The organism is Flavobacteriales bacterium (assembly GCA_016712535.1).
Taxonomy (GTDB): domain Bacteria; phylum Bacteroidota; class Bacteroidia; order Flavobacteriales_F; family PHOS-HE28; genus PHOS-HE28.
Genome location: JADJQW010000002.1, coordinates 2,156,066 through 2,171,113, shown reverse-complemented (window position 1 = coordinate 2,171,113; position 15,048 = coordinate 2,156,066). Strand labels below are relative to the sequence as shown.

The 15,048-nt window shown below is 61.5% G+C and carries 11 protein-coding genes; 6 read left to right on the top strand and 5 right to left on the bottom strand.

Features of this window, described 5'->3' with window-relative positions; genetic code table 11:
• Nucleotides 1-67: 67 nt before the first annotated feature.
• The 3 genes from IPK70_09100 to pbpC all read right to left on the bottom strand — a co-directional run bounded on the left by IPK70_09100 (nt 68) and on the right by pbpC (nt 4,681).
• Nucleotides 68-634, bottom strand: a complete 567-nt coding sequence (locus IPK70_09100) for a DUF1573 domain-containing protein (protein ID MBK8227316.1) — start codon at nt 632-634, stop codon at nt 68-70.
• A 95-nt stretch (nt 635-729) separates the two neighbouring features.
• Nucleotides 730-2,205 carry a S41 family peptidase gene (locus tag IPK70_09095; GenBank protein MBK8227315.1) on the bottom strand — a complete coding sequence of 492 codons (1,476 nt, stop codon included), beginning with the start codon at nt 2,203-2,205 and terminating at the stop codon, nt 730-732.
• A gap of 223 nt (nt 2,206-2,428) precedes the next feature.
• On the bottom strand, nt 2,429-4,681 hold the full coding sequence (gene pbpC, locus IPK70_09090) for a penicillin-binding protein 1C (GenBank protein ID MBK8227314.1): 2,253 nt from the start codon (nt 4,679-4,681) through the stop codon (nt 2,429-2,431).
• Here pbpC and IPK70_09085 point away from each other — a divergent pair.
• A complete protein-coding gene (locus tag IPK70_09085; protein MBK8227313.1) occupies nt 4,680-6,488 on the top strand; it encodes a trypsin-like peptidase domain-containing protein in 1,809 nt (602 codons plus the stop codon). The genes pbpC and IPK70_09085 overlap by 2 nt on opposite strands.
• A 116-nt stretch (nt 6,489-6,604) precedes the next feature.
• Entirely contained in the window at nt 6,605-7,243 is a 639-nt protein-coding gene (locus IPK70_09080; GenBank protein MBK8227312.1) for a hypothetical protein, read from the top strand.
• A 57-nt stretch (nt 7,244-7,300) separates the two neighbouring features.
• On the opposite strand, the gene IPK70_09075 is transcribed toward IPK70_09080, so the two are convergent.
• Nucleotides 7,301-9,913, bottom strand: coding sequence for an ATP-dependent Clp protease ATP-binding subunit (locus IPK70_09075; protein ID MBK8227311.1), 2,613 nt, complete (start codon nt 9,911-9,913; stop codon nt 7,301-7,303).
• Between the two features lie 253 nt (nt 9,914-10,166).
• Between IPK70_09075 and gyrA the strand changes: the two genes are divergently transcribed.
• The 4 genes from gyrA (at nt 10,167) to IPK70_09055 (ending at nt 14,432) form a co-directional block, all read left to right on the top strand.
• Nucleotides 10,167-12,764, top strand: coding sequence for a DNA gyrase subunit A (gene gyrA / locus IPK70_09070; protein ID MBK8227310.1), 2,598 nt, complete (start codon nt 10,167-10,169; stop codon nt 12,762-12,764).
• A gap of 16 nt (nt 12,765-12,780) precedes the next feature.
• A complete protein-coding gene (locus tag IPK70_09065) occupies nt 12,781-13,962 on the top strand; it encodes a tetratricopeptide repeat protein (protein MBK8227309.1) in 1,182 nt (393 codons plus the stop codon).
• Between the two features lie 110 nt (nt 13,963-14,072).
• A complete protein-coding gene (locus IPK70_09060; protein ID MBK8227308.1) occupies nt 14,073-14,228 on the top strand; it encodes a hypothetical protein in 156 nt (51 codons plus the stop codon).
• 6 nt (nt 14,229-14,234) lie between these two features.
• Nucleotides 14,235-14,432 (top strand): hypothetical protein, encoded by a 198-nt coding sequence (locus tag IPK70_09055; GenBank protein MBK8227307.1) that lies wholly within the window; start codon nt 14,235-14,237, stop codon nt 14,430-14,432.
• A gap of 134 nt (nt 14,433-14,566) precedes the next feature.
• On the opposite strand, the gene IPK70_09050 is transcribed toward IPK70_09055, so the two are convergent.
• On the bottom strand, nt 14,567-15,043 hold the full coding sequence (locus IPK70_09050) for a GyrI-like domain-containing protein (protein ID MBK8227306.1): 477 nt from the start codon (nt 15,041-15,043) through the stop codon (nt 14,567-14,569).
• Between the last annotated feature and the right edge of the window lie 5 nt (nt 15,044-15,048).

The following is a 15,048-nucleotide window of genomic DNA, read 5'->3' as shown; positions in this document are numbered from 1 at the left end:
GCTGAGCCCGGACTGCAATGAAGAAGCCCCGCTGGTTGGCGGGGCCTCTGATGCGTGGAATGGGCGGTTATTGGCCGATCGTGATGGTCTGGGGTTCTTCGCCTTTGGCATTGGGGTCTCCGGTGCCGGGTTGAACGAAGGCCTTGATGCGCAACTCGGTCTCCTTGGGCTCCGTGTTGGCCACCACCTTCACGGTCTTCTGTTGCTGGTTCTCTTGCTTGCCAGGGCTGTACTCCACTTCAATCTCGCCTGTGCCGCCTGGCGGGATGGGCGCCTTGGGGTAATTCGGCACGGTGCATCCGCAGCTACCGGTGGCGCTCTCGATGATCAAGGGCTCCTTGCCGGAATTCGTGAAGGCGAAGACGTACTTGTTCTTGCTGTCCTGTTTCACGTTGCCGAAGTCATGCTCATACTTGCCGAAGGTCATCGTGGTCTTCGGACGGTTGTCCACGACCGGCGCGGCGCTGGCTGCCGCTGGATCGAAGGTCTCGCTCGAAGCGGGAGTGCTGCTTGCGGCAGCCACCACGCTGGTCTCAGTGGCGTCGGAGCCGCTGTCTTTCAATTGGCCCCAGGCGATTACGCCCAGTGCTACTGCGATCAGGCCCAAGAGGGCAATCTGGATCTTGTCTTTCATGGTGCTCTGGTTGGCGGATTTCGGTGATTCGGGGGGCGAAAATAGGAGAAGACCCGCCAGGTGCGCGGGTCTTAACGATTCCTTGAGGATTGGGCTCAGCGCGACATGCCTAGGCGCTGAAAGCTGTTGTCAGAGAGCACCTCCAATGCCCTCTGGAAGCTGCGGTCGACCATGTTGTCGCTGTTGATCACCTGCCAGTAGGCCGAGGTGTCCCAAAGGTCGCGCGCCATCAGGGCTTTCAGACGCAGGGCGATCAGGTCACGCGACCGCGCCAGGCCCTCGGCATCTTCCGCCACCCCCTCTTGAACGGCATAGGCGGTCAAGGCATCGAGCATCACATCGCCCACCTGGAACATTTGCCGGAACTGGTCAACGCTGCTGTAACGGCGCTTCAATTCTTCCCGGTTGTCGTCCACGTACGTAAGGGCGAAGGTGTTCAGCACGCCTTTGCGCACCAGCTGGCCGAAGTAGGCGCTGCTCTGGGTGGTGTCGATGGGCACGAACACGTCGGGCATGATCCCGCCACCGCCGAAGACCACGCGCTTGTTCATGGTGTAGTATTTCAGCGTATCGCCAGGCAAGGCCTCTTCGCCGCCAGTGAGCTCGCCATTGGCCAACCGCTCTCCTTTCTCTTTGCGGTACGCTTCAACGCCATCCTCGTAGGGTTTCTGGATGCACCGGCCGCTGGGCGTGTAGTAACGGCTTACGGTCAGGCGCACGGCGCTGCCATCCGGCAGCATGACCGGGCGCTGCACCAGGCCCTTGCCGAAGCTCCGGCGGCCCACGATCATGCCGCGGTCCCAATCCTGCATGGCGCCGCTCACGATCTCGCTGGCACTGGCACTGCCTTCGTCGACGAGCACCACCAGCTTGCCCTTCTCGAAACGCCCTTCTTTCGTGGAGAAGGTCTCTTCGCGCGGAGAGGTGCGCCCTTGGGTGTACACGATGAGCTTCCGGTCGCCGAGGAACTCGTCGCTCATCTCGATCGCCGTGCGCAGGTATCCACCGCCATTCCCTTGCAGGTCAAGGATGAGGTCGTCCATGCCCATCGCCTTCAACTCGTCGAGCTTCTCGCGGAATTCCTTCATGGTGGTGGCGCTGAAACGGCTCACCTTGATGTAGCCCACATGCGGCGTGGCCATGTACGAGGCCTCCACGCTGTAGATGGGGATCTTATCGCGCGTGATCGCGAATTCGAGCGGTGCAGGTTCGCTGCGCCTGTTGATCATCACGGCCACCTTCGTGCCCTTCTTGCCTCGCAGCCGCTTCATCACATCGCTGTTCTTGAAGCCCGCTCCAGCGGCATTCTCGCCATCGATGCTGAGGATGCGGTCGCCTGCACGGATGCCTAAGCGCTCACTCGGCCCGCCCGGGATCGCATCCACCACCATGATGGTGTCCTTGACGATGTTGAACTGGATGCCGACGCCCTCGAAATTCCCCTTCAGTGGCTCATTCACCTCTTCGAGCTCGTCCTTCGGGATGTAGATGGAGTGCGGATCCAGCTCCTCCAGCATGCGCACAATGGCGGCATCCACGAGCACCTTGCGGTCCACGTCGTCCACGTACATGCGGTCGATGTGGTAGAGGAGTGATTCCAGTTTCCCGATGGTGGCGGGATCCTGCGAGCTCGGTGGCGGCTGTGACCAGGCGGCGGTGGTGCAAAGGATCGCCGTGGCGAGGACGGCGGTGCGGACGTGGATCATGCGCATGGAAAGGATCGGATGACAATGTAACGCAGTGAGGAATGGCGCGGTTGCCTGAACAGGGTGGGCAAGGACCGCACCATTGCGCTCAAGGGCGGGTTGAAAAAGTCCGGAACGCGGTCTCAAGGCGGGCCCCAAGATCGTCGGTTAGGGTAAGGCGATGCTCGCCATCGCCGATAGCGATGGCCATTTGATGCTCACCGCGCGTACTGCCGCGATAGTCGCCATCAAGGTCCCAATGAACCGTCGCATCCGGGGAACGGTGCGCTGCGCGAAGGACGATACGTCCGGATTCGCCGCTCAGTTCAACGGGGATGAAGAGTGAAGCACCGTTTTCGGGATAGATCATCTGCATCGATCGGTCGCTGCCCATATTGCCCATGAGGCCAGGTTCCATTGGCGGTAGTGGACGGTAACCGGGGTGGTGCTGCGTGTAGTAGAACTCCATGGCAGGCGGCAACGTGAACCACGCGATGCTATGCGCACCAGGGCCCGGCTGAACACGCTGGGTTCCTGACTCATTCACGAGGATGCGATGATGGTACGGACACGGTATCGTGCGCAATGCCTCATGCAAGGTCTGCCTGCGCTCAAGGTGCGGGCAATCGGCGTTGGCGCGGTAGCCGCTTTCCGAGCACACGTCCATGAGTTGAAGCGCATCGTGAGGCGTTTCGAAGCCATCCCCTTGCGGCAGGGCTCCGAACACATCGAAGAGCAAGGGTGCGGCAGCGAGCGTCCCGGTGAGGCCCGGACGGCCCTCGCCACTTGCATTGCCGGTCCAGACACCAACGGCATAGCGATCGTTCACCCCGATAGCCCAAGCGTCTCGGTGACCGAAACTGGTGCCCGTTTTCCAGGCAATGTGCTGTTGCGCCGCGAAGTGCTGCCAGCCGCTTTCCGATTCAGGTCGGTTCACTTGCTGCAGGGCTTCCAAGGTGTGGTGGGTGGCGCCAGGTCCTAGCGGAGAAGGAGTCGCCTTCCGAATGGTGTCCCCAAGAATGACGCAGGGCCCATGCACCGCACCAAGGATTGACTGCTCTGATCCGGAATAGAGCATCAGAACGCGCGCCATGGAAGCATATGCACCGGTCATTTCCCATAAGCTGCTCTCCCCGCCACCCACGATCAGCGACAAACCATAATGGTCTGCGCTGCGATCAAGGCGGTGCATGCCCATGGCTACCAGCATGCGGCGCGCGCGCTCCACCCCATGTTCCCTTAAAGCGCGAACGGCCGGCACGTTGAGCGATCGCGCCAACGCGGCCGATGCTGGCACTGCGCCGGTGTACCGGCCATCGTAGTTGCGCGGAGCGAAGCCATCGATGCTGGTGGGCAGGTCCGCAACGAGCTGGTCGGGCATGCGCTCGCCAGCCTGCAGCATGGCGGCATGCAGGAATGGCTTGAGCAGGCTGCCGGTGCTCCGTGGCGCACGGATCAGGTCAACCTCGCCGCCCTGCTCGGCATCGGGCAGGTTGCCGACGTAGGCCAGTGCTTCGCCCGAGTGCACATCGAGCACGAGCACCGCCGCATGGTGAACCTCGTTGGCACGCAAGACCGGGGCATAGCGTGAAGCGAGTTCGGTGATGCGCGCCTGCAGCTGGCGATCAATCGTGCTCCGGATGCGTTTCCCTCGGTGGCCGTTCGCCTGAAGGGTGCCTAGCAACTGCGGCGCGGATCGGGGCAGGGGCAGAGGCGATTCCGGCAGGGGCTCCTGCTTGCTCAGCGACCATTCCATGCGATCGATCGCGCGCACTTCCAGCAACCGGTCCAGCAGGCGGTCGCGCTTCCTGCGCAGCGCATCACGATTGCGCCCCGGATGGATGCGCGACGGGGCGTTGGGCAGAACGGCAAGTGTGGCGCATTCGGCCCAGCCCAACTCGTGCGGTGCCTTGCCGAACCAGCGCCACGACGCAGCCTCGAGGCCCACCACATTCCCTCCGAACGGCGCGTTGGCGGCATGCAGCCGCAGGATCTCGTCCTTGGAGAGGCGGGTTTCCAATCGAAGAGCAAGGCCCATCTCCAACATCTTGTTCCAGACCGATCGCTTCTTCCGCGCGAGCGCCATGCGAGCCACCTGCATGGTGATGGTGCTGCCGCCGCTCACGGTCCGACCTTCAGAGATGTTCTGTTTCGCAGCGCGCAGCAACGAAGGAATGCGGATCCCAAAGTGCTTCCGGAATCGCCGATCCTCGAATTCGGTGAGGCACCGTTCGAACCGGCGTGGGATGCTGTCGGGCTCCGGCATGCGCCATTGCCCATCGCCAGCCACGCTAGCGGCAAGCAGGGCGCCCTCGCGGTCGAGCAACAAGGTGCTGGTAGGAGCGCCGAAGAGCGGCTCCATGGGCCACCAACGCGCCCAAGCGAACAGCAAGGCCAAGAAGACCATTGGCCATCGCAGGCGCCTGGCCAAGCGTTCAGCGCTCACCTCCATTCGATTGGTCGTTGACTTCCCCGGCAAGGGCGCAAGTTGGATCGCGCGCTTCAACCGTCCGCCTACATTCGCCCTCTTCATCCCAGAACACATGCGCGCTCCGCTGCTAATCAACGCTGTCCTCCTCGCAATCGTGCATACGGCCAAAGCCCAGGAAACCACCGGTGCAGTTCCGCTCAGCTTGCGCATGGGCCTCGCTCTTGAGGGCGTGCCGACCGCTTTCGCGGAACCATTCGACCAACGAGCCGCTGCGGCTGCCGATGCGGTTCGGGAGGCCGAGAACAAAGTGCCGCTCTATGGCCGCTTCGTGGATTGCGCAGCGGCGTTGCATACGCATGGCTCGTGGACCGAACTGCCTGGCGGGGATCGGATCTGGCGCCTTCGGGTGGAGTCGCCAGGGGCATTGGCTACAGAACTCTTCTTCGAGAGCGTGAATCTGCCTGCTGGCTCGCAACTGCATATGCTCGCAGCGGATGGCAGCACGTGGTTCGGCGGCTACACCTCGGCGCATGTCCGCGATGGGCTGCTCAGCACCGACCGCATCATGGGCGATGCTTGCGTGATCGAATACCATGAGCCTGCATCAGTGAGAGGGGAAGGCTCCTTCGACCTGCGGAGCATGGCCCACGCCTATCGCATGGAGGGCCTTTTATCCGGCGAGTGCCAGGTTGATGTGGCCTGCCCTGAGGGGAGCACCTGGCAGGATCAGGTGCGTTCGGTGATGCGGATCCGCGTAGTTGACCCCGCAGGAGTGGGCTTCTGCACCGGTGTGCTGATGAACAACAGCGCGCAGGACTGCAAGAACTACGTGCTCACGGCCAACCACTGCACCATGGATAGCAATACGTCCAATTTCTCGAGCTTTCAGTTCCGGTGGAATTACCAGCAGCCCAGCTGCGATGGATCGGGCGTTGTTTCGGGCTTCAATGTGGTGGGCTGCACACGCCGCGCGGACAGCAACGACAATGGCGGGGACAACGGATCGGATTTCACCCTGGTGGAACTCAATTCGGCCATCCCTGCTTCCGTGAACCCGTACTATGCCGGCTGGGATGCGACCAACACCGCGCCCGCAGGCGGTGTCTGCATCCACCACCCTGATGGCGACTACAAGAAGATCAGCTCCTTCACCAGCACCGCGGTGAGCACCACTTGGGGAGGTCCGAGCGGAACGCATTGGCGCGTGACCTGGGCGGCAACGGCGAGTGGCCACGGGGTCACTGAAGGCGGCTCATCGGGCTCGCCCATCTTCAATTCAGCGAAGCGTGTTGTGGGTACCCTAACCGGCGGATCGAGCTTCTGCGATACGCCAACCGCTCCCGATTTCTTCGGCAAGATGAGCTACCATTTCGGCACGGGCAATCCGAACCCGGCCGCTGAGGAACTCAAGAACTGGCTCGCGCCAGAGTTCAACGTCACCGCGCTCAATGGCAGCAATAACCCTTGCGCGACCATCGGTGTGGATGAGCGCCCCATGCCTTCACCCGAAGTGGCCCCAAACCCCTCGATCGACATCTTCTCGGTGACCTTGCCTGAGGCCTTGAATGCCGCTGATCTCTGGGAAGCGCGCGATGTGACCGGAAGGCTCGTTGCCGCAGGCCGCATACAGAGCGAGCGCTTCGTGATCGATGCCGCTGAATGGGGCGAAGGCGCCTACTTGCTCTCGGTGCTCAGCGCTAGCCAAGCCTTGGGCGGCACGCGCATCGTGAAGCAATAGCTCGAGCGAGAGGATAGCCGGGCATCCTTGCCGAGAGAATCGGTAACACGCGATGCTAGGTACTTTGCACCTCATGCGTGCATTCCTCACATGGCTGGTCATCCTTGGCTTTTTTCATGGCTTTCGGGCAAGATTCACTGGAGCAGCGCGTGCGCCTTCCCATTTGGACCTTTCATCAGAAGCGCACCACCACTGTAGGTCTGAATATGGGACTGGGAACGGTTCGCGAGACACCTCGTCACGTTATGACCATTGGCGTGCATGCCGAAGCCCTTGGTGTCGGACTATTCCTTCTCCTGGCCCCGCGTGAAGCCACGGCTCGCGACTCGGTGGAGTGGGGGCGGCGGCTCAATGATCCGCTGAGCGAGCGCATCTACGGCATGAGCGTATCTCCGCTTGGCGCCGTGTGCGATTGCGCCGTGCATGGTTTGAGCATGAATGGGGGCGGGGTGTATCAACGACAGGTGAATGGACTATCAGCTGCATTCGCGATCAATCAAGTCGACCTGATGAGCGGGGTACAGGCTGCGTGCCATGTCAATTTCGCCTTTCGTGCATCAGGGCTGCAAGCCTCATTCATCCGCAACTCAGCGGTGGTGCTCCATGGCGTTCAGGTGAGCGCGATCAATAGAACCGTTCACGGTTACGGGATTCAGGTCGGTATTTACAACCAAGCGAAGCGCCTGCGTGGCGCACAGATCGGCATTTGGAACGTGAATCAGCGGCGCAAGTGGCCGCTGATCAATTGGGCATGACGACGAAACGACGAGCGGCCCGAATTGGGGCCGCTCGATTCCGGATTCCCGATGCGTTCACTCTGAGGGCGGCAATTCCTTGGTCTCGTCGCCGTCACCCTTGGCGATCTTCTTCTTGCCCTTGGTCACCTTGATGGCGACATCGGTCTTCTCCTTGTTCAGGCCAATGGAAAGCTTATCGCCTTCCTCCACGCCCTGGTTGATGATCTCCTCGGCCATGGGATCCTCGATGAATTTCTGGATGGCGCGCTTCAGCGGCCGTGCCCCGAACTTCTCGTCGTAGCCCTTCTCGGCAAGGAAGTCCTTGGCCTCATCTGTCAGCTTGAGGTCGTAGCCCAGCTCGCTGATGCGCTTGTAGAGGTGGCCCAGCTCGATGTCGATGATCTTGTGGATGTCCTCGCGCTTGAGCGAGTTGAACATGATGATGTCATCGATGCGGTTGAGGAACTCCGGCGCGAAGGCCTTGCGGAGCGCCTTCTCGATGATGCCCCGGTTGGCCTCGTCCTGGCCGGCGGTCTTGGCGCTGGTGCCGAAGCCCACGCCTTTGCCGTAGTCGCTCAGGTCGCGCGCACCGATGTTCGAGGTCATGATGATGATGGCGTTCTTGAAGTCGATGTGGCGCCCGAGGCTATCGGTCATCTTGCCATCGTCGAGGGCCTGCAGCAGCAGATTGAACACGTCGGGGTGCGCTTTCTCGATCTCATCGAGCAGCACGATGGAGTATGGGCGGCGGCGCACCTTTTCGGTGAGCTGTCCGCCTTCCTCGTAGCCCACATAGCCGGGAGGCGCCCCGATCAAGCGGCTCACGGAGAACTTCTCCATGTACTCGCTCATATCGATGCGGATCATGGCATCGTCGGTGTCGAAGAGGTAGCGAGCGAGCTCCTTGGCGAGCTGTGTTTTGCCCACGCCGGTGGGTCCGAGGAAGATGAAGGAGCCGATGGGGCGGTTAGGGTCCTTGAGGCCGGCACGGTTCCGCTGGATCGCCTTCACCACTTTGGCCACGGCCTCTTCCTGCCCGATCACCTTGCCCTGCATCTCCTCCTTCATCCGCTTGAGCTTGCCGCTTTCCTTCTCGGCGATGCGCTGCACGGGAATGCCGCTCATCATGGCCACCACTTCGGCCACGTTCTCTTCGGTCACGGTGGTGCGATTGGTCTTGCTCTCCTCCTCCCAGGCTTTCTTGGCCTTCTCGAGCTCCTCGAGCAACTGGCGTTCGCGGTCGCGCAGTTTGGCGGCCTCTTCGTAACGCTGGCTGCGCACCACCTTGTTCTTCTCGTCCTTGATGTCCTCGATCTTCTGCTCCACATCGAGGATGCTCTTGGGCACCACGATGTTGCTGATGTGCACCCGGCTGCCGCTCTCATCCATGGCGTCGATGGCCTTGTCCGGCAGGTGGCGGTCGGTGATGTAGCGCGCGGTGAGCTTCACGCAAGCCTGGATGGCCTCCGGAGTGAAGTTCACGTTGTGGTGGTCCTCGTACTTCTCCTTGATGTTGTTCAGGATCTGGATGGTCTCGTCAACGCTCGTGGGCTCAACGAGCACCTTCTGGAAGCGACGCTCCAGAGCTCCGTCCTTCTCGATGTATTGCCGGTACTCATCCAAGGTGGTGGCGCCGATGCACTGGATCTCGCCGCGTGCCAAGGCGGGCTTGAACATGTTGCTGGCATCCAAGCTGCCGCTGGCCCCACCTGCGCCTACGATGGTGTGGATCTCGTCGATGAAGAGGATCACGTCCGGGCTGTTCTCCAGTTCATTCATCACCGCCTTCATGCGCTCCTCGAACTGGCCGCGGTATTTGGTGCCTGCCACCAGGCTGGCGATATCGAGGGCCACGATCCGCTTGTTGAAGAGCACGCGGCTCACCTTGCGCTGGATGATGCGCAGCGCCAGGCCCTCAGCGATGGCGCTCTTGCCGACACCGGGCTCGCCGATGAGCACGGGGTTGTTCTTCTTGCGCCGGGAAAGGATCTGGCTCACGCGCTCGATCTCTTTCTCGCGGCCAACGATCGGGTCCAGTTTGCCATCCTCGGCCAGTTTGGTGAGGTCGCGGCCGAAGTTGTCGAGGACAGGGGTCTTGCTCTTGCTGTCGCCTTGCTTGCGCTGCCCGCCTCCGCCTTGGAAGCTGCCGCTCTCCTCATCATCGTCATCAGCGCTCTGCGGCCCTTGGGCGCGCGGCCCACTGGTGCGGGTGGGCTTGTTTCCCTTTCCGGTGTAGGTGCTTCCGCCATCGGCCAGGATCACGTCGAGCTCGTGCTTCACGGTCTCGTAATCCACGCTGAACTTGCGCAAGGTGCGAGTGGCCAGGTTGTCCTCATCCTTCAGGATGCTGAGCAACAGGTGCTCGGTGTCGATGCTCTGGCTCTTGAAGAGCTTGGCCTCGAGGTAGGTGATCTTCAGCATCTTCTCCACCTGCTTCAGCAGGTTGATGCTCTCCTTGTCCTTGGGCCTGGTGGCGCTTGGCGGCTCCATTCCCCGCTCAACCGCCTTGCGGAGCTCATCCACATCGACCTCCAGTCGCTGCAGGATGCGCAGAGCATTGCCTTCGTTGTGCCGCAGCAAGCCGAGCAGGACATGCTCGATGCCGATGAAGTTGTGTCCGAGGCGAAGCGCCTCCTCGCGGCTGTAGCCGATGATGTCTCGGACTCGGGGGGTGAAGCGGGCGTCCATGGGTTGAGGGCGCTAAGTTGAGTAGATCGGGGACTGTAGCCGACGGCTTGATCAAGGTAATCCGGCCTTCGGCGCGGGCAAGCTATCCCCACGGGCAACGGCGGTCCTGGATCGGGCAAATCCAATTTTCCACATTCACCTGTGGTGATGTGGAAAAGTGGGGTCGGCTGGATCCTGTTGGCAGGGTACCTTCGGGCGCCCGAAAAAGAAGGGGCAAACCGGGTCGGCAACGGCCACTACGCAGCCATCCATCATGAGCGAGCCAGGAGGAGAGAAGATCATCCCGATCAACATCGAGAACGAGATGCGCACCGCCTACATCGATTATTCGATGTCGGTGATCGTGAGCCGGGCACTGCCCGATGTGCGTGATGGCCTGAAGCCGGTGCATCGCAGGGTGCTCTTCGGCATGCAGGACCTCGGGGTGCTCAGCAATCGGTCATACAAGAAGAGCGCCCGTATCGTGGGTGAGGTGCTGGGCAAGTACCATCCGCACGGCGACGGCAGCGTGTATGATGCCATGGTTCGCATGGCGCAGGAATGGAGCCTTCGGTACCCCCTGGTCGATGGTCAGGGCAACTTCGGCAGCATCGATGGCGACCCCCCGGCCGCCATGCGCTACACCGAGGCCCGGATGCGCAAGATCGCTGAGGAAGTGCTCGCCGACCTCGACAAGGAGACGGTGGACATGCGGCCCAACTTCGACGATACGCTGGAAGAGCCCAGCGTGATGCCCACCAAGATCCCCTGTTTGCTGGTGAATGGCTCGGCTGGCATCGCCGTGGGCATGGCCACCAACATGGCGCCGCACAACCTGAGCGAGGTCTGTGACGGCATCGTGGCCTACATCGACAACAAGGACATCGATACCGATGGCCTGATGCAGCACATCAAGGGCCCCGATTTCCCCACTGGGGGCGTGATCTACGGCACTGCCGGCATCCGTGAGGCCTATGAGACCGGTCGCGGCAAGGTGATCCTGCGCGGCAAGACGCATGTGGAAGAGGATCCCAAGACCGGACGCGAGAGCATCGTGTGCACCGAGATCCCTTACCAGGTGAACAAGGCCGACAAGCTGCATAAAGGCGTGGCCGACCTCGTCACCGATAAGCGCATCGAAGGCATCAGCGATGTGAACGACTACAGCGATCGCGACGGCATACGCTTGGTGTACGACGTGAAGCGCGACGCCATGAGCTCTGTGGTGCTCAACCAATTGTACAAGCACAGCGAGCTGCAGGTCAGCTTCAGCATCAACAGCATCGCCTTGGTCGGTGGCCGCCCCATGATGCTGGGGCTGAAGGCGCTGATCTCGAACTTCGTGGAGCACCGGCACGATGTGGTGGTGCGCCGGACCCGGTTCGACCTGCGCAAGGCCGAGGAGCGCGCGCATATCCTGGAGGGCCTGCTCATCGCGCTCGATCATCTCGATGCGGTCATCGCCCTTATCCGCGCCAGCCAGACACCAGACGAGGCGCGTGAGGGCCTCATGGCGGGCTTCGGCCTCTCGGAGATCCAGGCCCGTGCCATCCTCGACATGCGCCTGCAGCGCCTCACCGGCTTGGAGCGTGACAAGATCCGTGATGAGCATGCGGAGCTGATGAAGCTCATCGCCTACTTGAATTCGGTGCTGGCAGACGAGGGCCTGCGCATGCAGATCATCAAGGACGAGACCCTTGAAGTCAAGGAGAAGTACGGAGACAAGCGGCGCACCCAGATCGTGCATTCCAGCGGCGACATGCGCATGGAGGACCTCATCGCCGACGATGCGGTGGTCGTCACCATCAGTCACCTGGGATACATCAAGCGCACCTCGCTCACCGAGTTCCGCACGCAGGGCAGGGGAGGCGTAGGCACGCGCGGCAGCAGTACGCGCGATGAGGATTTCCTCGAGCACCTCTTCGTGGCCACGAACCACAACTACCTGCTGGTCTTCACGCAGAAAGGCCGATGCTACTGGATGCGGGTCTACGACATCCCGGAGGGCAACCGGCAGAGCAAGGGCCGTGCGATCCAGAACCTGGTTCAATTGGAGGCCGAAGACAAAGTGGTGGCCTACCTCAACGTGAAGGACCTCACCAGCGAGGAGTACATCAACAACCACTTCGTGGTGCTGTGCACGAAACAAGGCATCATCAAGAAGACCACACTGGAGGCTTACAGCCGGCCCCGCGCCAATGGCATCATCGCAGTCGGCATCCGCGAAGGCGATGAGCTGCTCGAGGCGCGCCTCACCACGGGCAAGAGCCACATCATCCTGGCCAGCCGGGCCGGGCGAGCGGTGCACTTCCAAGAAGAGGATGTGCGACCCATGGGCCGGAATGCCAGCGGCGTTCGCGGCATGAACCTCGATGGTGAGGCGAAGGACAACGAGGTCATCGGCATGATCACCATCGACAGCGCTGAACTGGCCACCCGCCAAGTGATGGTGGTGAGCGAGAACGGCTACGGCAAGCGCTCCGCCATCCTCGACGAGAACGGCGAATACGAGTACCGCATGGTCTCGCGCGGCGGAAAGGGCGTGAAGACGATCCAGGTCACCGAGAAGACCGGCAACCTGGTGGCCATCAAGGATGTGAGCGCGGACGATCAATTGATGATCATCACGCGCAATGGCATCACCATCCGCATGGACCTGAGCGAGATGCGCGTGCTGGGCCGTGCCACGCAAGGCGTGCGCTTGATCGAGCTCCGGAATGGCGATCAGATCGCAGCGGTGGCCAAAGTGGACAGCGAACTGCACGAAGAAGAGGCGCCCGCTCCTCCTGGAACACCAACGGATGGACCTCCAGCGGACGATGCGGCCGCAGATGGCACCGATGTTGCCAACGACGACACCCAAGACCAATAGCCCACATACACGACCGATGAAGCAGTACATCCTGACCACTGTGACCCTGGCTCTCGCCATCGGCGCAACCGCACAGAACGCGAACGTGGTGAATGCATTCAACTACATGAAGGACGGCCAGTACGCCAAGGCCGTGGAGTTCATTGAACCCGCGACGCAGGATGCCAAGACCGGCCTGAGCGAGAAGACCTGGCGCTACCGCGGTGATATCTACCGCGCCATCGCCTTGGGCACGGACGAGGCCCTGAAAGGCCAATTCCCCGATGCCGTGGAGAAGGCTGCCGAGAGCTACCTGAAGGCGAATGAGCTCGATGCCAAGGGCGCCTACAAGCGCGAGAACGCGCAAGCCCTCGCCGCGCTCCAGGGCGCCTCGCTCAACGCGGGGAACGATGCATTCGGGAAGAAGGATTACCAAGGTGCGGTTGCGCGCTACCGCATGAGCGAGAAGATCGCCAAGAGCTTCGGGCAAGTGGATACCAATGCCATCTTCAACCGTGCGTTGGCATACGAGAGCGCCGGCGATGCTCCGAACGCCATCGGCAGCTACCGCGAGGCCATTGCTGCCGGATACAACAAGCCTGAGGTGTACCGCTATATCGCCAGCCTTCAGCGTAAGGGCGATGACCTCAACGGCGCCATCGCCACCTCCCGCGAGGGCCTCGCGCGCTTCCCGGGCAACAAGGACCTGATGCTCGATGAGATGCAATTCCTGTTGGCCGCCGACCGCAGCGACGAGGCTGAAGCCAGCGTGAAGGCCGCGCTGGACAAGGATCCAAGCAACGCGGTGCTCTGGAGCGTGCTGGGCGGGCTCTATGACAAGAAAGCCGGCATTGCGGCGGAGGCCAAGGACCTGGCTGCCGTTGACGAGTGGTACAAGAAAGCCGAAGGGGCCTACCTCAAGGCCATCGAGATCGACCCGAAGCTCTTCGACGCTTACTTCAACGTGGGCGTTGTGTACAATAACCGCGCAGCATCGGAATACGAGAAGTGCAACTCCATCAAGGACGATGCGCAATACATGAAGTGCAAGAAGGTGGCGGACGACATCTACTTGAAAGCCGTGCCCTTCTTCGAGAAGGCCCACGAATTGAACTCCACCGATATGCAGACCATCCAGCAGCTCATCAAGCTATACGGCAAGACCAACGATCAGGTGAAATATGCCGCGATGAAGGAGAAGCTCGCGAAGCTGCAGTAAGCGAAACGAACAGACTTAGCGAGGGCCGGGGATTCCCGGCCCTCGCGGTTCATAAGCGACCATTGTCCGGATCAACACCTTGAAATACCTGATTGCATCCGTTGCCCGAAATGTGCGCATTCCCGTCGTCCCTGTCCGCGCGGATCGCGCATGACCTGACCGCATACTCGGAAGATGACCATGCTTTCATGCTTCTGCTGCATGGCCAGCAGGTGAATGCCGGCCCTGCCGCCAGCGTCACCGCGCCGAACATCAACTTCGACTAGGCCAAGGTGGAGGTGCGCTTCGTGGAGAAGGCGAAAGCGCCCATCGTGCGGCGGAACCTGCAGATCGCCATGGCTGGAACCGGCCCGAAAGGACCGGTGGCCACGGTGTACGCCTTCAAGGAGAAGAAAGGAGAGCCGGTGCTGCGCTTCGTTTCACGTTACGTGATGGAGATCCAGGACGCACCGGTGATCATCAACAACTGAGCTTCACCGATGCCGGGGCAGGATCGCAGCGATGGCCTGCCGGTGACGCTGGGGCGATTCCAGGTGCCGTCATATGGAATTGCGGGCTCGCCTGACGGTATCGATGTCCGCGGGACGGGCTGATGGCCGCTCCTTCATCGTTGGCGCCCTTCGTCGACCACCCAATTCAATTCGGTGCGATAATCCTTGGGGTCCTTCACTTCGTCGGGGTTGTTCAGGTAGCGCTCGAAGAACCGGCCGTCCTCGGGCAGCTTTCGTTCACGAACCCAGTCCTGCAACTCGCGCCAAGCATCACCCAGCCGTTCGTAAGGACCGCGGTATACAGCGCGCACCACCTTCGCCGCTGGCAGAGCGCTATTCTGCACGCGTCCCGCTTCGTTCACGGTCTTCGCTACGGGGAACCCGATCTCGAAATCGAAGGTGTCGCTCGGTCGCCGGTGGTGGTAGCTGAACATCGGCCCGGCGGGGCGCATGCCTTGATCGGCGAGCACTTGGAGGATCTCTTGGATCGCGGGGTCCATGTACCTCGGCATGTCGCGGCCGGTGATCACCAAATGGATGGTGGCGGCCAGTTGTTCCGTGATGGTGGTGACTTCGGGTGAGGTGATCATGGGGT